Source organism: Winogradskyella pelagia (assembly GCF_017581965.1).
Lineage (GTDB): Bacteria > Bacteroidota > Bacteroidia > Flavobacteriales > Flavobacteriaceae > Winogradskyella > Winogradskyella pelagia.
The window spans coordinates 26,377-46,349 of the sequence record NZ_JAGEVF010000012.1; the positions used below are offsets into that span (position 1 = coordinate 26,377).

Genomic DNA, 19,973 nt, shown 5'->3' on the forward strand with positions numbered 1-19,973 from the left:
TAACCTATCAGAAAGCCTTTGAGGAAAAAAGGCAACAGATTTTAAGCATTAGGTAAAATTGAAAGTTTATAGCTAAACTGAGGTTTCTTCCATGGTATGGTAAACGTTTTGCACGTCGTCATCCTCTTCAATCTTTTCTAATAGTTTTTCAACGTCTTCAATTTGCTCCGCAGTTAACGTTTTGGTCACTTGTGGAATACGCTCAAATCCAGAGGATAAGATTTCGATACTGTTTTCCTCTAGATAGGACTGGATACTACCAAAACTTTCAAAAGGGGCATATATCATAACACTGGTAATCTCTTTGCCATCCTCGTCCTCATCGGTATCTTCAAAAATTTCTTCGACCCCAAAATCTATGAGTTCTAGTTCTAATTCTTCTAAATCCAAATCATCACCTTTAATTTTAAAATTGCATGTGTGATCAAACATAAACACTACAGAGCCTGAAGTACCAAGACTTCCATCACATTTATTAAAATAGCTCCTGATATTGGCTACAGTGCGGGTATTGTTATCCGTAGCAGTTTCAACTAAAATGGCTATTCCGTGTGGTGCATAACCCTCAAAAACTACTTCTTTATAATCGCCTTGGTTTTTATCACTTGCACGTTTAATTGCCCGCTCAATATTGTCTTTGGGCATATTAACGGATTTAGCGTTTTGTATTACGGCACGTAGTCGCGAATTGCTATCGGGATCCGGTCCACCCTCTTTGACAGCCATAACAATGTCTTTTCCAATTCTGGTAAAGGCCTTGCTCATCGCTGCCCAACGTTTCATTTTTCTTGCTTTTCTAAATTCAAAAGCTCTTCCCATAATGAGTAATAGTATTTATGTTATTTTCTTATTCAAATATAAGGGTTTTGCCTGAGTGGACTATCGGTTTACCTTTGGGTTTAAAATAATGTCTAGGATTAATCCTCAACCTCTACAATAGCTTCAATAGCCTCGGCTAAATCAAAATCTTTTTGGGTAACACCTCCTGCATCATGTGTAGATAAAGAAATACGCAATACATTATAAACGTTGCTCCAATCTGGGTGATGGTTTAGACCTTCGCACTCAAAAGCAATGCGGCTCATAGCACTGAAGCAGTCTTTGAAATTTTCAAATTCAAATTCGGCATGAATGGCATTGTCAAAATAATCCCAATCAGGAAAGTGGAGCAGTTTTTTTTCTATAGTAGCTTTATCTAATTTCATAGTACATATTTTAGTTACTTTCGAAAGTAGGAAAATTAAGGTCAAATTACAAGCCTATTTACTAAGTTCTTCTATAACCGACTGACTTGTAATTTGAAGGTGTTTAGGGAGTCTGTTATATTTAGGTAAAACCGCAAGATAACGGTCTTCATTGGTAGTGTATACCAATTTTAAAGGTGTATTTTTATTGGTCAAAGAAGTTATGATATCCTTTATAAATTCGTCATGGTGAACTAGATCTGTACTTCCTAGATGATAAATGCCATATTTGTTTCTATTAACAATGTAGTGCACCTGCTGCGTAACCTTCTTGTCTAAAGTTACGTTCATAATAAGGTTAGGAAATATTTCAACAGGTTGTTTTTCTTTGATTTGACTTTTAATTTCTTTTACCCGTGGAGAGTTTGCCCCAAAGACCATAGGTAACCTTAATATGGCGACTTGTTTCTTTGGAAGCCGTAAAAGCATATTTTCAATTTTTATCTTAAAATGACCATAGATGCTGTTACTCAATGTTTTGTCTAGCTCATAACTTGGGTATTTGCTGTAGGCGTCAAAGGCATTGGCTGACGACAAGAACAGAATTTTAGTAGCGTTTTCTTTGGCATACTCGGTGAGATGCTGATGAGCTATTGTCTGACCATTAAAATTTCCTCTTAATGCAGAAATTACAATATCTGGGCTGCAAGCTTCTAGAATTTCGTAGATATCGTCTTCTTCTACGGAATATTGAAAGAACTGGTGGTTTCGTTCAAATTCGCGTGTCGATGTTCTGTAGGTTCCATAGGTTCTAAAATACGGCCCTAACTCTTTGTATAAGGCTTGCCCTAAGTAACCACTAGCACCTAGAATAAGTATAGTGTATTTTTTTCTCACCTTCTTCATTAATCACACAGCAGCCAGCAAATAAACTTATTTTGCCTTGTAAAATGGTAGTTTTACAACAGTTGCAGGAATATCATTTTTACGCACTTTAATAAAAATTTGGCTCCCAAACTCGGAATATTCTGGAGATACGTAACCTAGCCCAATTCCTTTTTTAAGTGATGGTGACATCGTCCCTGAGGTTACTTTGCCAATGGCCTTTCCATTAGCATCTACGATATCATAACCGCGTCTTGGAATCCCTTTGTCATTTATTTCAAAAGCGACTAACTTTCGTTTTAAAATATTTTTTTTCTGCTCCGATAAGTTGTCTGAGTTAGTAAAGGATTTAGTAAACTTCACAATCCAACCTAGACCTGCTTCAAAAGGTGATGTCGTATCATCTATATCATTTCCATATAAACTGTAGCCCATTTCTAAACGCAAGGTGTCTCTGGCAGCTAAACCTATAGGCTTAATGCCATATGGCTTTCCGGCTTCCATGACTTTATCCCAAATTTGTTTGACTTCAGAATTTTTGCAATAGATTTCAAATCCTCCACTGCCAGTATATCCAGTTGCAGAGATAATAACATGTTCAACACCTGCAAAGTCGCCTATAATAAAATTATAGAAACCGATTTGAAACAAATCTTGAGTTGATAAGGTTTGCATGGCTTCAACTGCTTTTGGGCCTTGTATTGCTAGAAGGGCGTAATCGTCGCTAAGGTTGCGCATTTCTGCACCAACATCATTTTTAGAAGATATAAAATCCCAGTCTTTTTCAATATTAGCAGCATTAACCACAAGGAGAAAAGTCTCTTCCTTAATACGATACACGATTAAATCGTCTACAATGCCACCGCTATCGTTTGGAATGCAACTATATTGTGCTTTACCGATACTTAATTTAGAGGCATCATTACTTGTAACTTTCTGCACAAGTTGTAGGGCATTAGAGCCCTCAATTAAAAACTCACCCATGTGAGATACGTCAAAAACACCAACGGAGCTCCTCACAGTTTCATGCTCAATGTTTACACCCTCGTATTGTACAGGCATATTGTACCCTGCAAAAGGTACCATTTTAGCTCCTAACGCAATGTGGGTTTCAGTTAAAGGAGTTGTCTTCATGAGTAAATTTTTAGAATTAGTGTGCAAAATTAAGCATTTTTTGTGGCTTTAATTCAAAACAAATGCGGATAAAACTGAATAAAAAAACCACCTCTAAAAGTGGTTTTTCTATGCTTCTGTTTTAATTAGAATTGGTATCTAACACCCAAGGCAATATCAAAATCTAAATCATTGTTTATACTGCCAAAACCAATTTCCGGTCTAAAATCGAGGGACAATAATAGTGGGAAATCAAAACTATACTCAAGACCAATATTTCCAGCGGCAAAAACAAAAGTTTCGTCATTGACAAAAGGATTATCAAAATCATACGATGCAACGCCTCCGCCACCACCAGCATACCAATTAAAATCACCATCTAATACCCAAACCCATTGGTAGAGTCCGGCAAGTTTAAAACCATCAAAATCGTTACCACTACGCCAACCTAAGTCAACCTCTAATCGGTTATTGCTGCCAAGTGCTCTTTGATAAGATACCTCAGCCCCAAAACCATCACTGTCTCCAAGTCTAAGACCAACCGCATTATTGGCTATTTCTTGAGCAGAAAGTGAAACTATTCCAAAAACAAGTGCAAGGGACGCTAAAATTAATTTGTTCATTGTATAATATTTTAAAACTGAAAAAATGATATCAAAAATAACGGTATAATCCATTTATTATTGGAATTCTTCATAGTTTTATAAACAGATTTATCAATGATTTTATGAACAGCAGAGAAAGTCTTCAAGACCTGAAGTTAAAGCTTCAAGGCGATTTGTATTTTGATGATTTAATGCGAAGGCTTTATGCCACAGACGCCTCTGTTTACAGAAAATTGCCATTGGCGGTAGCCATTCCAAAAAACGCAACTGATCTTAAACTAATTATCCAATATGCAATCACCTATAATACATCTTTAATTCCAAGAACTGCTGGGACATCTCTTGCCGGGCAATGCGTAGGAGAGGGTATTATAGTAGATGTGTCTAAATACTTCACGAAAATTCTGTCTATTGATCGTGAAGGTAAAACTGTTACAGTCCAGCCTGGAGTAGTAAGAGACGAGCTCAATGCTGTGTTGCAGCCTTATGGGCTTTTCTTTGGACCAAACACATCGACTTCTAACCGTTGTATGATAGGTGGTATGGTTGGTAATAACTCTTCAGGAACAACTTCTATAAGGTATGGCGTAACTAGAGATAAGGTTATTTGTCTTAAAACGCTATTGAGTGACGGCTCTGAAGCTACTTTTGAATCTTTGGATGAAGCTGATTTTTTCAAAAAAACCGAGCTAAATAATTTAGAAGGCAGAATTTATAAATCTCTTTATGATGCTTTATCTCCAAAATCAACCCAAGAGGAAATAAAAACCAATTTCCCAAAAGATTCCATACACAGACGTAATACAGGATATGCAGTAGATGAATTGATTAAGTCTATTCCCTTCAGTAAAGAAAATTTTGGTAAAAAATTTAACATGTGCCAACTTTTGGCTGGTAGCGAAGGAACCTTAGCCTTTACAACAGAGATTACGTTAGCTCTAGATAGCTTACCACCTCGGCAAAGTGCAATGGTGGCCATGCATTTTAGAAGCGTTGAAAGTTGTTTGAAAGCGGTTAAAACGGCAATGAGCCATGATTTGTATACATGTGAGATGATGGACGCCACCATATTAAATCTTACCAAGTACAATAAAACTCAACAAGAAAATCGAAAATTTATTGTTGATAACCCGGCAGCCATTTTAATGTGTGAGTTGAAATCGGACAGCGTAGAAGTTCTCAATATTAAGATTGAACGTTTTTTGACCTCCTTTGCTAAAACCGATTTAAGTTACGCGCAACCAGTGTTAAGGGGAGTTGATATTACCAAGGCTCTTGAGTTGAGAAAAGCTGGATTAGGGCTATTAGGTAACATGATTGGTGATAAAAAAGCTGTTGCGTGCATTGAAGATACAGCTGTTGCTTTGGAAGATTTAGAAGCCTTTATTTCTGAATTCACAGCGCTTATGGCCAAATACAATCAAAAAGCGGTGTATTACGCTCACGCAGGTGCAGGTGAGTTACACTTAAGGCCCATTCTAGATTTAAAACAGAAAAAGGATGTAGTCTTATTTAGAAAAATCACTACAGACGTCGCTAAGCTGGTTAAAAAATACAAAGGCTCCATGTCAGGAGAACACGGTGACGGCATCGTTAGGGCAGAGTTTATACCAATGATAATTGGATCATCTAACTATGAGCTACTCAAAGAAATAAAAACAGCTTTTGATCCTAATTCTATTTTTAATCCTGGAAAAATTGTAAACGCCTATCCTATGGATAAGAATCTGCGTTACAAGCCAGAGCGACTCGAACCTAATATCGCTACAATGCTAGATTTCTCTGAATCCTTAGGCATTCTTAGAGAGGCTGAGAAGTGCAATGGTTCTGGTGACTGTAGAAAGTTACCGCAATTTGGAGGAACTATGTGCCCTAGCTATAGAGCTACTAGGAATGAAAAAGATACGACTAGAGCAAGGGCTAATGCCTTACGAGAATTTTTAACACACTCAGAAAAACAAAATCGATTTGACCATGAGGAGCTAAAAGCTGTTTTTGATTTGTGCCTTAGCTGCAAGGCATGCTCTGTTGAGTGCCCTAGTAGCGTTGATGTGGCTGCTTTAAAGGCTGAATTTCAGTACCAACATCAACGAGCAAACGGTATTTCCTTAAGAACAAAATTATTTGCATATAATAACAGAATCAATAAGGTTTTAAGTTATATCCCAAAACTATCCAATTTTATTTTCACTAATAAACTGACACAAAATATTATTAAAGGTGTTAATGGAATAGCACAAGAAAGAAGCTTACCGTTGTTGTCAACAAAAAGTTTATATAAAAATTTCCAACGTATTGAAAAACAATTAAATAAAAATAATTTTATTAAGGAAGTCTATCTGTTTAATGATGAATTTACCAATCATTTAGAATCGCAAATCGGATTAGATGCCATAAAGCTTTTAACACGTTTAAATTACAAGGTCAATCTTTTGAATCATAAGGAATCTGGAAGAGCAATGATATCAAAAGGTTTATTAAAACAAGCTAAAAACGTTTGTAATATAAATGTCGAAATATTTAAAGACATTATCTCTGAAAAAACACCTTTGCTGGGAATTGAACCCTCTGCTATTTTAACCTTTAAAGATGAATATTTGAAGTTGGCTGATAATAAAGAAGCTGCAAAGAAGATTGCTGCGAATACTTTTTTAATCGAAGAATTCATTTCTAGTGAAATTAGTTTAGGGCACATAAAGGCTAATCAATTTACCCAGGAGGAGAAAGTGATTAAATTCCATGGTCACTGTCATCAAAAAGCTTTAGCTAACCAAAAATCGAGTTTTGATATTCTTAATTTGCCTAAACATTACAGGGTCACCATTATTCCTAGTGGTTGTTGTGGTATGGCTGGAAGTTTTGGGTATGAAAAAGAGCATTATAAAGTAAGTATAGCCATAGGAGAACAAACGTTGTTTCCAGCAGTAAGAAAATCAAATAAATCTACTGTAATCGTTGCTAATGGCACGAGCTGTAGGCATCAGATAAAAGATGGAACAGGGCGCATCGCTAAGCATCCCGTAACCATATTGTACGAAGCCTTGAACTAATTATATGTGCTTGTTCTTTTTAGGTTGGTCAACAATGGTAATTGCGGCAATTAAATCCTTAACATCCATCTCTTTCAAATCCTCATCGGCGAAAAAAGGTGTAAGTTTATCTTTGTTGTAGTTGTATAATTTCCAACGTTTAAATTGATATTCAAGAGCAGTAAAATTTTCAACCCAATCACCAGAATTCAGATAGGTGGTTTTTCCTATTTTATTAGTCATAAATAACATTTTTGGCTGGTGGATGTGTCCACAGATTACAAAATCGTAGCCATTTTCAATTGCTAAATCGGCAGCAACTTTTTCGAAGTTATTAATATATTTTACGGCCCCTTTTACACTATTTTTAATTCGTTTGGATAAAGAGTATCTCTCTTTGCCTAATTTTTCCAAACACCAATTCACTGTACGGTTGAGCAATGTTAATAGATCATAACCCCAACCGCCTAGTTTTGCTAGCCACTTCGCATTTTGAATGGATATATCGAAAACATCACCATGAAAAAACCAAGCTTTTCTTCCGTCGAGATCTAAGACAAGTTTATTTACTATTGAGATGTTGCCAATTGAGGTATCGGCAAATTTTCTTAACATTTCGTCGTGATTACCGGTGATATAGATAACTTCAGTACCATCAGCAGCAAAATCCATAATCTTTTTAATAACCCTTAAGTGTGATTTGGGAAAGTATCGTTTCTTAAATTGCCATATGTCAACGATGTCTCCATTAAGAATTAATTTCTTGGGTTCAATACTGTTAAGGTAGGTCAATAGCTGTTTGGCATGGCAACCATAAGTACCTAAATGCACGTCTGAGATAACAGCTATTTCAACTTTTCGTTTGAGATTCACGGGCTAAGCTTATACAGTGCAAATTACCGCAACAGTAGTTAACTTAATATCACCGCATAATTAATATTACATGAGAAAATTGTTATCTAATTGTTATGTGTTTTGGGCTTTTTAACTTTTATGATAAATAGGCCTTTTCCGTAAAACCGATATTTGAATTTTTGATTCTGTGATAATAGATTTACTTTAGCGTAAAAATTTAGCGGATGGCAGGGAATTCCTTCGGAAAATTATTTAAGCTCACCACTTTTGGTGAGTCTCACGGTACTGCAATAGGCGGAATTATAGATGGTTGTCCAGCCGGAATAAAACTAGACTTTGACGCCATTAAAAATGACATGAATCGTCGCAAACCTGGGCAATCAAAAATTGTAACCCAGCGTAAAGAACCAGACTCAGTAGATTTTTTTTCAGGAATATTTGAAGGTATTACTACCGGAACTCCAATAGGCTTTGTTATAAATAACACAAACCAAAAGTCTAAGGACTATTCTCATATCAAGGATGTTTACAGACCAAGTCATGCAGACTATACTTACGATAAGAAGTATGGTGTAAGGGATTATAGAGGAGGAGGTAGAAGCTCTGCTAGAGAAACGGCCTGTCGTGTAGTTGCAGGTGCTATAGCAAAACAAATGCTAAATCATATTAAGATAAATGCCTATACATCTGCTGTTGGTGCAATACAACTAGAAACATCATATGAAGATTTAGATTTCAATTTAATAGAATCTAACCCTGTGCGTTGTCCTGATTCAGCAGCGGCCAAAGCAATGATAGAACGTATCGCTGAAGTGAAGAAAAAAGGTGATACCATTGGTGGTGTTGTAACTTGTGTAATACAAAATGTACCTCCAGGACTGGGCGAACCTGTTTTTGATAAACTTCACGCTGAATTAGGAAAAGCCATGTTGTCCATTAATGCTGTAAAAGGTTTTGAATATGGCAGTGGCTTTAAGGGGGCTCAAATGCTTGGAAGTGATCATAATGACAGGTTTAATAAAGATGGAAGTACGCAAACTAATTTGTCTGGTGGCGTCCAAGGAGGTATTTCTAATGGTATGGATATTTATTTTAATGTAGCTTTTAAACCCGTAGCTACAACGCTTCAAAAGCAAGAAACCATTAATGCTTCTGGAGAGGTGGTCGAAATGCAAGGTAAAGGTCGTCACGATCCTTGTGTGGTGCCAAGAGCAGTGCCAATAGTAGAAGCTATGGCGGCATTAGTCATGGCAGATTTTACATTATTAAGACGCCAAGAAACCAAGGATTGGTAATCAAAAACTTTTAATTAAAAAGGTCCTATTTGTAAGGATATTTATGATATGAAAAAAATCCCGTTGCACTGGAAAATTATAATTGGAATGACGATTGGAATCATTTTTGGCTTCATTATGAATGCTGTTAGTGGTCAAAAATTTGTCACGGATTGGATTGCGCCATTCGGTACCATTTTTATAAATCTCTTAAAACTTATTGCGGTACCGCTGATTCTTGCTTCCCTAATAAAGGGTATTTCAGATTTAAAGGACATCTCCAAAATTAGGGATATGGGACTTAGAACTATTTCTATTTATATCGGTACAACACTCGTTGCAATAATAATTGGCCTGTCTATTGTTAATTTGGTTAAACCTGGTACAGGAATGCCAATAGAAACGATAGAAAAAATTAAATTAAAATACGAAAATGATGCTGGTGTTGTAGATAAAATAACCAAAGCCACAGCGACTAAAGATGCAGGACCATTGCAGCCATTGGTAGATATTTTTCCGAGTAATATTATTCAATCTATGGGCGAGACCAAAATGCTTCAGGTGATATTCTTTGCACTCTTTGTTGGTATTTGTCTGCTACTCATTCCAGAGGAGAAAGCCAAACCCATGATTAATATTTTTGATTCTCTCAACGAAGTTGTTATGAAAATGGTGGACCTTATAATGCTATTTGCGCCATATGCTGTTTTTGCTCTAATGGCCAATGTGATTATCGCCTTCGATGACACCGAAATTTTATTAAAATTGTTACAATATGCGCTTTGTGTAGTTGCTGGTTTGTCACTGATGATTGGGTTTTATCTCATACTTATTAAAACTTATACCAAAAAATCGCCCTTATGGTTTTTAAATCGAATTAGTCCAGCGCAATTATTAGCATTTTCTACAAGCAGTAGTGCGGCAACTTTACCTGTTACTATGGAACGTGTAGAAGAACACATAGGTGTGGATAAAGAAGTTTCTGGCTTTGTATTGCCTGTTGGGGCAACGGTAAATATGGACGGGACAAGTCTTTATCAAGGTATTGCTGCCGTATTTATTATGCAAGTGATATGGCCAGAAGGTTTATCGTTTACCAATCAACTGGTTATTGTTTTAACAGCTTTATTGGCTTCTATAGGGAGTGCCGCCGTACCAAGTGCCGGAATGGTAATGTTGGTTATTGTCTTAGAATCCATAAACTTTCCTTCAGAATTATTACCTATTGGCTTAGCGCTTATTTTTGCTGTTGATCGGCCACTAGATATGTGCAGAACTGTGGTTAATGTAACTGGAGATGCCACTGTGTCGATGCTTGTGGCCAAATCGCTGGATAAACTTCACGACCCCAAACCAAAACAATGGGACGATAATTACGAAGCCGTAAAATAATTTATTTTGGATTAAAAATAATTACCTTTAACTCTATAAAAACTAACCAAACATAACACGGAATGAATATTTGTTTCATTATGTATCCTTGGGAAAAGATAGACCCGGAGAACGATACCAGTTTAGCCCTAATTAAAGAATGTGTAAAACGAGGCCATGGTGTTGCGATGTGCACTCCTGCTAACTTAACCATACGAGACAGTGTAACTAATGCATTTTGTACGGTTATTGGCCGTATGGACAAGGTCCCAACTACACTAAAGTCATTCTATAATAAAGCAAAATTACGTGAAGAAATGCTGCCTTTAGCAGGTTTCGATGCTATCTTTTTTAGGGCAAACCCACCTTTGGATCCTTTAATGCTTAACTTCTTAGATTCGGTTAAAGACGATGTATTTATTGTTAATTCTTTACAGGGTATGCGTGAGGCTAATAATAAATTATATACGGCAGCTTTTGGTGATGCACACAGTAATATCATACCAAACACCCATGTCTCTAAGAATAAGAAATATCTGATTCAACAGATTAAAGAATCCAAATCAGATAAAATGATACTAAAACCGTTAAATGGTTTTGGAGGATCTGGGGTTATATTAATTGAGAAATCAGCAATGAGTAATATTACCTCTTTACTAGATTTTTATGTTACCAACTCAGACGGATCTTCGAATTATGTGATTCTTCAAGATTATATTGAAGGTGCGGAGCAAGGAGATGTTCGGATACTTTTGCTAAATGGTGAGCCTGTTGGAGCCATGAAACGTGTTCCGGGATCAGACGACCACAGGTCTAACGTTTCCGCAGGTGGTTCTGTTCAAAAACATACGCTTACAAAAGCAGAAAAGGCTTTGTGTAAACAGATTGGACCAAAATTAGTTAAAGATGGACTTTATTTTGTGGGTATCGATGTTATCGGTGGTAAATTAGTTGAAGTTAATGTTATGTCCCCAGGCGGAATCACCTATATCAACAAGGTGTATAAGTCCAAAACCAAAGTAGAGGAGAAGGTAATAGATTTTCTTGAAAGTAAGGTGATGGACAAGCTTCAGGCGTTCGATAGAAGAACAAGACTCAGAAAAACAGTAGATGAAGCATAATTTACAGTTGTCTAATATTTAAATTTCCAATAAGTATAAATGAAAACGGTTGAATGGACTCGCGATGAACTGGTAGCTTACATTTTGTTGTTTGCTGCCAATTCTGATTTTAAAGAGAACAATAAAGAGCGTAATATTATTCTATCTAAAGTAGATATTTACACGTTTCAAGAAATACACGATGAGTTTAAAAACGATAATGACTATCGAGGTATACAAAAAATATTAACGAGCCTTAAGCAACATAATTATGATAAGGATGATGTTGAGTTACTAATGGCAGATATTAAAACTTTGTTTTTTTCAGATGGAGAATTTAATATCAAGGAACGGAATATGCTTAAATGTCTAAATCGCTTATTCAAAGCAATGTAATGGAAAGACTTTCAGTTGATGCCATATGCGAAAAAATTCAATCGGAAGAAACGTTCCATGCGGTATCCAACGATTATGGGTTTACTATAAAAATAGATAGTTACGTACATTATGTATGCGGTGCCATACATGATGGTCATCAATTTAGGAAAGACTTATGGGATAACTGCTTGCATTCTGAATACGATAGGTGGTATGAAGAAGATCCGGAAACCAAGAATATGATTCAATCACATCCTATTGTGATTTCAGGTAGAGATTCTCGCTTTGAATATGATTTAAATAGATTCCCTGAAGAAGCCGTCTTTGAAACCGCTTGGGGGAAACAACTATGGAGAGAACCATTGTCAGAATCTGAGAAGTCTTTTAGCTTAACAAAACATGCCAATTTTTATAAAGTTGTATCGACTTTAATTTCTAAACTAGAGGAGAAGTTTGGTATTTGTGTTGTTTATGATATGCATAGCTATAATTGGAAACGTTGGGATAGAGAAGTACCAACTTGGAATTTAGGAACTTCCAACATAGATAATGAACGCTTTGGAGGCCTTATTGAGATTTGGCGTAAAGATTTAGAGGCTATAAATTTACCGCATTCAATTAAACAGACTGCAAAAATCAATGATACATTTTACGGCAATGGCTATTTTCTGAGGTTTATAACCAATAATTTTAGCAATACTCTTGTTTTAGCAACGGAAATAGCAAAAGTGTATTGTGATGAGTATAACCAAATCATTTTTCCAGAGGTTGTGGAGGCAGTAGAAGACCAACTTAAAGAATTAATTCCAAAGCACGCTCAACTTTTTTTCAATACGTTTAAGACTTAATGGCACAGATTAAAACAACTAAAGAATTTCAGGATCTTTTTGAAATAGATGCCAATATTAATCGGTTGGTAAAGAATATAGAATTACTTAATTATATCAATCCACAAAATATCGCGGCTGAGAAAAAGAAGTTCTATTCGTCCAAGTATAACTATGAGCCTCAATTTAAATATCCTAAAATTAGGTTTAATGGTTATAAACTACATCGTTTGTTTTTCTCCCAACGTCTCGAGCGCATTGAAGACGACGCAATAAGGCAATTATATGAGGATATCATCTACGAGTATTCTGGTCTAATAGAATGTATTGAAACCATTGGGCAAGGACGTAAATTCTATTACAATAGTTTAAAAAGTTTCGGTACACCAACGGAGCGTTCAATAGAGAATGCCAAGTTTATTCTTCGTTTTGATGATTCTGAATTTAATGAAGAGCTGTTGCCACTTTACAATGCGCAAGAAGCTCGCGAATATTTTGATGAGTTCTCTAAGCGATACGACTTTAAATACAATATTAGGATTTCAAACAATCTTTCTGCAGCTGCAATGGTCCTAAACAATACGCAGACACTTGTTTTACGAAAGAGCCATAAATTTAGCCTAAACCAGTTAAAGGTACTAACCAACCATGAAATTGGAGTACATATGGTAACGACATTCAATGGTCTTGAGCAGCCTTTAAAAATATTCTCAAATGGATTCCCAAATAATGTAGAGTCCCAAGAGGGATTGGCCGTTTACTCAGAGTTTATGAGCGGTTGTTTAACTATAGAACGCTTAAAAGAATTGGCATTTAGGGTAATTGCGGTAGATAGTTTGCATAAAGGTTATGATTTTTCAGACACCTTCCATTTATTACATAATCAGCATAAGCTAAATAGGGACAAGGCATTTGCCATAACCTTACGAGTTCATAGAGGTGGGGGTTTCACTAAGGACCATTTATATTTAAAAGGTATACGTAATATCTATAAATATGCCAAAGAAGGTAAAGATTTGGGATTACTACTTACAGGTAAGGTTAGTGAAGAATATATTCCCACAATTAAAAAGCTCAAGAAATTTGGTTTGGCAATAGATGCTAAATATTTTACAGATGCATACGTATCTAATGATAACAAAGATTCTAATCTTGATTTTATCCTACGAAGCTTAAAATAGTTTTATTCAAATTAGAAAACCCCAAAGCTAGTCTTTCATTTACCAATTTCTGATACTACTAAAAGGTTAGACATATCTTTTAATAGAATCTCACTCATTCCTTATTAACAGAAATAAGGGTCAAATTAACACTATCTAGCTTTGAGGATTAGATCAACCCTTAACTATAAACTAGTTTAACTTCTATAAAACGAATGTAAGAACTTAAAGCTTAGGTTAAAACCAGTAATGAGTAAAAAGGCCTAAATCTAATGTTAGAACCACTTTATAATGAGCCTTTAGTTTTAATTTAAACAGTTTATAGATGTTTTTTGCATTAGTTATAACTTAGGCTTAGATAAGGGCTACATATCGATTTTTTAATTATAGAACTTTATTATACCGTATTTTTAATTCGCAAAATGTGCTATTAATCAATGGTTGTTCCCTCAACAAAACCGTTGGATTAAGTTTTGTAGAATTAAGTTGTTAATGAAAAAGCCTTATGGAACCTGTTCTGTAAGGTTTTTTTAATTGATAAATTTGGCCTGAAGCTCGGGCGTGGGAATCATGCAAGCTTCTTTTTTTCCAAACCAATTGTACCTATGCTTAGCAACGATATCATACACCCAATTTCTTATAAAATTAGGAACAATTAAAAAAATTGTGGCTAGATTAGTAGGGAAGCCAAGTTTTTTGGCAATATTTAGAGCAGCCGAGGATTTAATCTTAAGGGTATGGTTTGCTGGTGAGTAGAGCAAAATAGAATCTGTTTTATCTGTATCGATATTAAACGTTTCTATTATAGAATTTCCCACTTTACTCTGTAAAGGGGCAAATAAAAAATGGTTCTCGTTGTCGTGTTTAATAACAAATAAAACACTGCTGTTACAGAGATTACATACGCCGTCAAAAACGATGAGTTCCTTATCTTTAGGTATACTATCAATCACAATACAAAGATAGGTATTACACTTATAGCGAATTTAAAAATTGGGTTAAATCTATATCCCTATCCAAAGCGAGTTTACTTTTAAGCCTGTATTTAGATTTTTTGACACTATCCGGCTGTACGTTGAGCATAGAGGCAATTTCCTTGGTTGTTAAATTCATCCTCAAAAATGAGGCTAAACGGATATCTTTCTCAGTTATTTCCTTAGATATTGACTTAAGTTTTTCATCAAAATTATTGTGTACTTCAGAAAAGTAAGATTTAAAGACCTCCCAATCTCTATCCTCTGCACTTTCTTTTTTAAGCAACATAACAAGCCGTCTAAATTCTACCTTAAATAATTCAGGAGATTGTTTAATTTTTTCCAGATTGTCTTTCAATTCTTGAATAAAGGTGTTTTTTTGCACCAGATGAAGGGTTTGTGAGGCTAATTCCTTCTTTTTAAACTCTATTTCTTGCTTGAAAATTGCTTCTTGTTTCTCTCGTTCGATTTTATTTTTCTTAATGCGCTGTTTGAATCCAAAAAAGAGCAATCCAGAAATGACTATGAATGAAAACATTCCAATGCCATAAAGTGTTTTGGTAAGCTTATCATTTTCAGATTTAGCATTCAACGTCTTTATTTCTTCTTTCTGCAATGCAATTTCAGCCTTATTCTTTTCTGTTTCATAAATGGTTTTAAGTTCTTCGATTTGTTGTGCTTTTTTAATATCAAACAAACTATCATTAATCTTTTGGGATTCCTTTAAATAATAAATAGCAGGTTTGGCCTTTTTTGATTTCAACAAGATGTCAGACTGGAGTTTGTAATAATCTGCTAAATATGGTAAGGCACCCATGGACTTGGTTATTGATATGGCCTTATTGTTATTGCTTAAGGCATTCGACAAGTTGTTAAGTTCGTAATCAATTTTAGATAATCCATTATATGCGTTGGCTAAACCCAATTGAAGGTTTTCAGATTCGGTAATGGTCTTTGCTTCAAGAAATAGCCTTTTGGCTTCGCTGAAATTTTTATTGATTAATTCTAATTCTGCAAGGTTGTGCATGCTATTTGTGAGCGACATTTTATTTTCAACCGCCTTAGAGTTTTCGATGGCTAGGTCAAATTGTACTTTAGCTTGGCTATAATTATTTAGATTTTGATAAGAAATACCTAGAGAGTTATGGGCATATGCGGCATACATTTTATCATCAAGCTTTTCGTATATGTCAATGGCTTGTTTAAAATACTTAATCGAAGATTTGTGGTTTTTTAGAGCAGATTCAATGTCGCCAACCTGTTTTAATGCATCCGCAGTTCTTGATTCGTGATTAATGGACTCAAAACACTTTAAGCCCTCCAGGGCTTCTTGTAGTGCCAATTTGTAATTGCCTTTTTCAATATATATGTTGGCTAATGAATTATGCTGTGCACCAATAAACTTCGTCTTTAAATCACCTTCTGCCTCATTTTCCCTTATAGACTGTAAGGTTTCTTTTGTAAGTGTAATGGCCTCATTTAAATCTCCATTTATTCTTTTAATATCTGCAATAGAATGATTAACGAAAATGATGCCTCTAGTGCTTTTTATATCTTTGAAATATTGTTTTCCGATGTTGTAATAATATAAGGCCGAGTCATTCTCGCCTCTGTTAGAATAGTAATTGCCCAAGTGCATATGGCCTACACCAAGTCCTTTGATATAATTAATTCTTTTTGATATTTCGAGTTCTTGCAAGGCGTACTGTTTGGCTTCCTCTGGTTGAGAAAACATGAGCTTTTCATGAAGTAAGGTTAAAATTGAGACTTTGATAGAATCATTTTCACTTCTGTTTTTCAATTCAAGTTTTAGACTATCGATGAGTTGTTTTTGTTGTGAAAAACTAAATTGGGTAAGTGTTGTAGCAATTAAAATGAAAATGATTTTTCTCATAATCTCAATTAATACGGATGTTGTACCGTGTTCTGTGTAAGTACTTTAATTATCCACTGGGATATCAACCTCAAAACGTAAAAAAGTACCTGTAATTCTTTGCTCTAAGATAGCGATAATACCGAAATTTTTAACCGAAAAATATAATTGCCTTAAAATGAGTTAATTTAAAATAGACACGGGATCCTATTACCTAACAAAACACGATGGACTTAAAAGTCTCTAGGTGTTCTGTACGTTCCAAATTTGGTTTAATACTGATTAAGGATTCCAAATATTAAGGAGTAAACCTATTGGGAACTAGTGTAGTGGTTCAAAATGGCTAAATCTTAAATTACAGTTGGTCTTACTTCTTTTTAGATTCAACTAATTCCAACAAATCAACGCTTACGTTGGTTGTAAACATACCATAATTAACAATGGCTTTATTTTTTTCCAAGCCATCAATACTACCAACCGCTTTACCATCGTGCATGCGAACTCTATCACCAATTTTGAGTACGGGTTTAGGAGGTGCGGGCTTTTCTTTTTCTAGTTGTTTGGCTTGTTTTTTCTTCTTACGAATTATTTCTACTTTTTTCTCGGCCTCTTTCTGTATTTGCTTTTCTTTGGCCTTTTCAGCGCGTTTTTGTTTGGCTGATGTTTTTTTACGTTTGGCATTTTCTATTTGCACCAATCTAAAAAGTTCGCTCATAAGTTCGCGCTTACGCTTATTATTAAAAAACTTTTCTGCCAAATCATTTACCTTTTGTCCTAGGTAAATAAGGCGTTGGTTGCTATCATATAACTCCTGATAACTTTCTAATTTCTTTTGGATTTTGAGATTAGTTTCCTCTAATTTTTCTGCCTCAGACAATTTCTTTTTCTCATTTTCCTTTAGTGAGCGCTCTGTACGTTCTAATTTACTACGCTCTTTTTGTAGTTTGGCAATGGTTGCATCAAAGCGTACTTTGCCACGTTCAATTTTCTTTTTTGATTTATTGATTAAATTGTATGGAATGCCATTTTTCTGAGCAACTTCAAAGGTAAAGGAGCTCCCTGCTTGTCCAATTACCAACCTGTACATGGGTTCTAAACTTCGCTCATTAAAAAGCATGTTGGCATTCTTCATATAGGGCAATTCGTTTGCCAATAGCTTAAGGTTAGAATAGTGTGTTGTAATTATACCGTAGGCACCACGATCATAAAATACCTCTAAAAAGGTTTCGGCTAGGGCGCCACCTAATTCAGGATCGCTACCTGTACCAAATTCATCAATTAAAAACAAGGTGTTTTTATTAACTTTTTTAAGAAAGTAATTCATTTGCTTGAGGCGATAGCTATAGGTGCTCAAATGATTTTCTATTGACTGATTGTCTCCAATATCACTTAAAATTCTATCAAATAAGCACACCGTACTACGTTCATGTACAGGAATTAGCATGCCACTTTGTAACATCACTTGTAATAAACCAACAGTTTTTAGGGTAATACTTTTTCCGCCGGCATTAGGTCCAGAAATGACAATAATTCTACCGTCATCTGTTAATTTTATAGTTTGCGGAAATGTAGTTTTACCAGTTTCTTTATTAGTTAAGTAGAGTAGAGGATGATAGGCATCACGAATATAAAATTCTCGTTTTTCGTTAATCTCTGGCAAAATAGCATTCATGCTCTGCGCATATTTTGCTTTTGCAGAAATAAGATCAATTTTAGTTAAAAACGATTGGTACTTTTCAAGCAGAGGTAAAAATAAACGGATATAATCTGTTAATTCCTTGAGAATTTTTATGACTTCTTCTTTTTCTTCATACTCAAGGTTATTAAGTTCTCTCGAGTATTGAAGTGTTGTTTCGGGCTCGATATAAACGATACTACCTGTTTTACTTCCACCCATAATGGCGCCGTGTACCTTTTTACGGTACATAGCTTTAACCGCGAGGACACGCTTATTTTCTACAACGGATTCTCTTATATCGTCTAAATAATCTAGGTTGTGATAACGATTTAAGGCTGAAGTAAAACTACTATTTATTTTCCCTTTTACGCTGTTTAACGATTTCCTAAGGCTATTAAGTTGTGGTGAGGCGTTGTCTTTGATATCTCCAAAGCGGTCAACAACAGCATCTACTTGCTCAATAATAGAAGTGGTGTGCTCAATCGGTTGACTTAAGTTATGAAGTTGAGAATAATACTCTTTGAACTTTTTGAGAAATTTTAAAATTGTATTTACCGTTAGCGACATACTCACTAAGCGCTGAAAGCTTTTAACTTCTAGATATGTGTTTTCAATGGTTAATAACTTGAGTTCTTTGGTAATAGCATCAAAGCCATGATTTGGTATGCGGTTATCATTGTCAAAAGAAGATAAGTATTCGTTGGTATATGCAAGTTCAGTTTTGAGCTGTTCGGTATCTTCAAATGGTAAAATATCAAGTGCTTCAGCTTTACCTAGATGAGAAACACAGTACTCGCTGACTTGTTCTAATACCCTAGAAAGCTCTAAATCTTCTAATGTTTTTTTATGTATACTGATCATGGTAATTTTAAGATACCAGATTATCACTGGTAATACTCAATTTTAAAGTTGCAAATTTAACTTAAATAAGGTGATGTGCCTAATGGCTTATGACGGTTTTAAGACAACTAGTTTTATATTTGCTAGATGAAATTAAGCATAGACGATAGTTGGAAAACCATATTGCAGTTAGAGTTTGAAAAGCCCTATTTTCAATCTTTGGTAGAATTTGTCAAACAGGAATATTTAACCCACAGCTGCTACCCAAAAGGTGGAGATATTTTTAACGCTTTCAATCACTGTACATTCAATGATGTAAAAGTGGTAATCATTGGTCAAGACCCATATCATGGAGTTGGGCAGGCTAATGGGCTCTGTTTTTCTGTGAATGAAGGAGTTGTGCATCCACCATCGTTAGTAAATATATTTAAAGAACTGGGAGAAGACTTAAAAGTCCCCTATCCTAAAAGTGGTAATTTGATGCCGTGGGCAGATCAAGGAGTCTTTCTATTAAATGCAACATTGACCGTAAGAGCACACCAAGCAGGCAGCCATCAAGGAAAGGGCTGGGAGCAATTCACAGATGCAGTAATAAGTAAAATTAGCGAACATAGAAAAGGTGTTGTGTTTTTGCTATGGGGTGGATTCGCCAAGAAAAAAATAAAACTGATAGACAGGCGTAAGCATCATATCTTGCAGACAGGCCATCCTTCACCATTAAGCGCAAATAGAGGCTACTGGTTTGGAAATAGACATTTCAGCTCTACTAACTCCCTGTTGCAGCAAGTCGGCGAGAAGGCAATTGATTGGAAAATACCTTAGACTTC

General features: G+C 35.4%; 17 protein-coding genes. 8 read left to right on the forward strand and 9 right to left on the reverse strand.

Features of this window, described 5'->3' with window-relative positions; genetic code table 11:
- Positions 1–72 precede the first annotated feature (72 nt).
- The 5 genes from J4050_RS13525 to J4050_RS13545 all read right to left on the reverse strand — a co-directional run bounded on the left by J4050_RS13525 (position 73) and on the right by J4050_RS13545 (position 3,805).
- Positions 73–819, reverse strand: a complete 747-nt coding sequence (locus J4050_RS13525) for a YebC/PmpR family DNA-binding transcriptional regulator (RefSeq protein ID WP_208155126.1) — start codon at positions 817–819, stop codon at positions 73–75.
- Positions 820–917: 98 nt separating this feature from the next.
- The gene (locus J4050_RS13530) at positions 918–1,205 is read right to left on the reverse strand and encodes a 4a-hydroxytetrahydrobiopterin dehydratase (protein WP_208155127.1); all 288 of its coding nucleotides are present in this window, start codon (positions 1,203–1,205) and stop codon (positions 918–920) included.
- 54 nt (positions 1,206–1,259) lie between these two features.
- Positions 1,260–2,090 (reverse strand): sugar nucleotide-binding protein, encoded by an 831-nt coding sequence (locus tag J4050_RS13535; RefSeq protein ID WP_208155128.1) that lies wholly within the window; start codon positions 2,088–2,090, stop codon positions 1,260–1,262.
- A gap of 27 nt (positions 2,091–2,117) precedes the next feature.
- Positions 2,118–3,203: a glycine cleavage system aminomethyltransferase GcvT gene (gcvT, locus tag J4050_RS13540; protein WP_208155129.1), complete on the reverse strand. Its 1,086-nt coding sequence runs from the start codon at positions 3,201–3,203 to the stop codon at positions 2,118–2,120.
- 125 nt (positions 3,204–3,328) lie between these two features.
- A complete protein-coding gene (locus J4050_RS13545) occupies positions 3,329–3,805 on the reverse strand; it encodes a hypothetical protein (protein WP_208155130.1) in 477 nt (158 codons plus the stop codon).
- A 104-nt stretch (positions 3,806–3,909) separates the two neighbouring features.
- Here J4050_RS13545 and J4050_RS13550 point away from each other — a divergent pair, with 104 nt between their 5' ends.
- On the forward strand, positions 3,910–6,837 hold the full coding sequence (locus J4050_RS13550; RefSeq protein WP_208155131.1) for an FAD-binding and (Fe-S)-binding domain-containing protein: 2,928 nt from the start codon (positions 3,910–3,912) through the stop codon (positions 6,835–6,837).
- Here J4050_RS13550 and J4050_RS13555 read toward each other — a convergent pair whose 3' ends face one another.
- The gene (locus J4050_RS13555) at positions 6,838–7,689 is read right to left on the reverse strand and encodes a metallophosphoesterase family protein (RefSeq protein WP_208155132.1); all 852 of its coding nucleotides are present in this window, start codon (positions 7,687–7,689) and stop codon (positions 6,838–6,840) included. It lies immediately after the preceding gene.
- 206 nt (positions 7,690–7,895) lie between these two features.
- Between J4050_RS13555 and aroC the strand changes: the two genes are divergently transcribed.
- The 6 genes from aroC (at position 7,896) to J4050_RS13585 (ending at position 13,802) form a co-directional block, all read left to right on the forward strand.
- The gene (aroC, locus tag J4050_RS13560) at positions 7,896–8,966 is read left to right on the forward strand and encodes a chorismate synthase (protein ID WP_208155133.1); all 1,071 of its coding nucleotides are present in this window, start codon (positions 7,896–7,898) and stop codon (positions 8,964–8,966) included.
- A 48-nt stretch (positions 8,967–9,014) separates the two neighbouring features.
- A complete protein-coding gene (locus J4050_RS13565; RefSeq protein ID WP_208155134.1) occupies positions 9,015–10,337 on the forward strand; it encodes a dicarboxylate/amino acid:cation symporter in 1,323 nt (440 codons plus the stop codon).
- A gap of 62 nt (positions 10,338–10,399) precedes the next feature.
- The gene (gene gshB / locus J4050_RS13570) at positions 10,400–11,437 is read left to right on the forward strand and encodes a glutathione synthase (protein WP_208155135.1); all 1,038 of its coding nucleotides are present in this window, start codon (positions 10,400–10,402) and stop codon (positions 11,435–11,437) included.
- Positions 11,438–11,476: 39 nt separating this feature from the next.
- Positions 11,477–11,812 carry a hypothetical protein gene (locus J4050_RS13575; RefSeq protein ID WP_208155136.1) on the forward strand — a complete coding sequence of 112 codons (336 nt, stop codon included), beginning with the start codon at positions 11,477–11,479 and terminating at the stop codon, positions 11,810–11,812.
- A complete protein-coding gene (locus J4050_RS13580) occupies positions 11,812–12,642 on the forward strand; it encodes an N-formylglutamate amidohydrolase (RefSeq protein WP_208155137.1) in 831 nt (276 codons plus the stop codon). The genes J4050_RS13575 and J4050_RS13580 overlap by 1 nt, the downstream gene beginning before the upstream one ends.
- Positions 12,642–13,802 carry a peptidase MATCAP family protein gene (locus J4050_RS13585; protein WP_208155138.1) on the forward strand — a complete coding sequence of 387 codons (1,161 nt, stop codon included), beginning with the start codon at positions 12,642–12,644 and terminating at the stop codon, positions 13,800–13,802. Before J4050_RS13580 ends, J4050_RS13585 begins: the two co-directional genes overlap by 1 nt.
- A 509-nt stretch (positions 13,803–14,311) precedes the next feature.
- On the opposite strand, the gene J4050_RS13590 is transcribed toward J4050_RS13585, so the two are convergent.
- The 3 genes from J4050_RS13590 to J4050_RS13600 form a co-directional block, all read right to left on the reverse strand.
- The gene (locus tag J4050_RS13590) at positions 14,312–14,734 is read right to left on the reverse strand and encodes a DCC1-like thiol-disulfide oxidoreductase family protein (protein ID WP_208155139.1); all 423 of its coding nucleotides are present in this window, start codon (positions 14,732–14,734) and stop codon (positions 14,312–14,314) included.
- 22 nt (positions 14,735–14,756) lie between these two features.
- Positions 14,757–16,649, reverse strand: a complete 1,893-nt coding sequence (locus J4050_RS13595) for a tetratricopeptide repeat protein (protein ID WP_208155140.1) — start codon at positions 16,647–16,649, stop codon at positions 14,757–14,759.
- A gap of 346 nt (positions 16,650–16,995) precedes the next feature.
- On the reverse strand, positions 16,996–19,167 hold the full coding sequence (locus J4050_RS13600; RefSeq protein WP_208155141.1) for an endonuclease MutS2: 2,172 nt from the start codon (positions 19,165–19,167) through the stop codon (positions 16,996–16,998).
- A 126-nt stretch (positions 19,168–19,293) separates the two neighbouring features.
- Here J4050_RS13600 and ung point away from each other — a divergent pair, with 126 nt between their 5' ends.
- Positions 19,294–19,968, forward strand: coding sequence for a uracil-DNA glycosylase (ung, locus tag J4050_RS13605; RefSeq protein WP_208155142.1), 675 nt, complete (start codon positions 19,294–19,296; stop codon positions 19,966–19,968).
- The last annotated feature ends 5 nt before the right edge of the window (positions 19,969–19,973 follow it).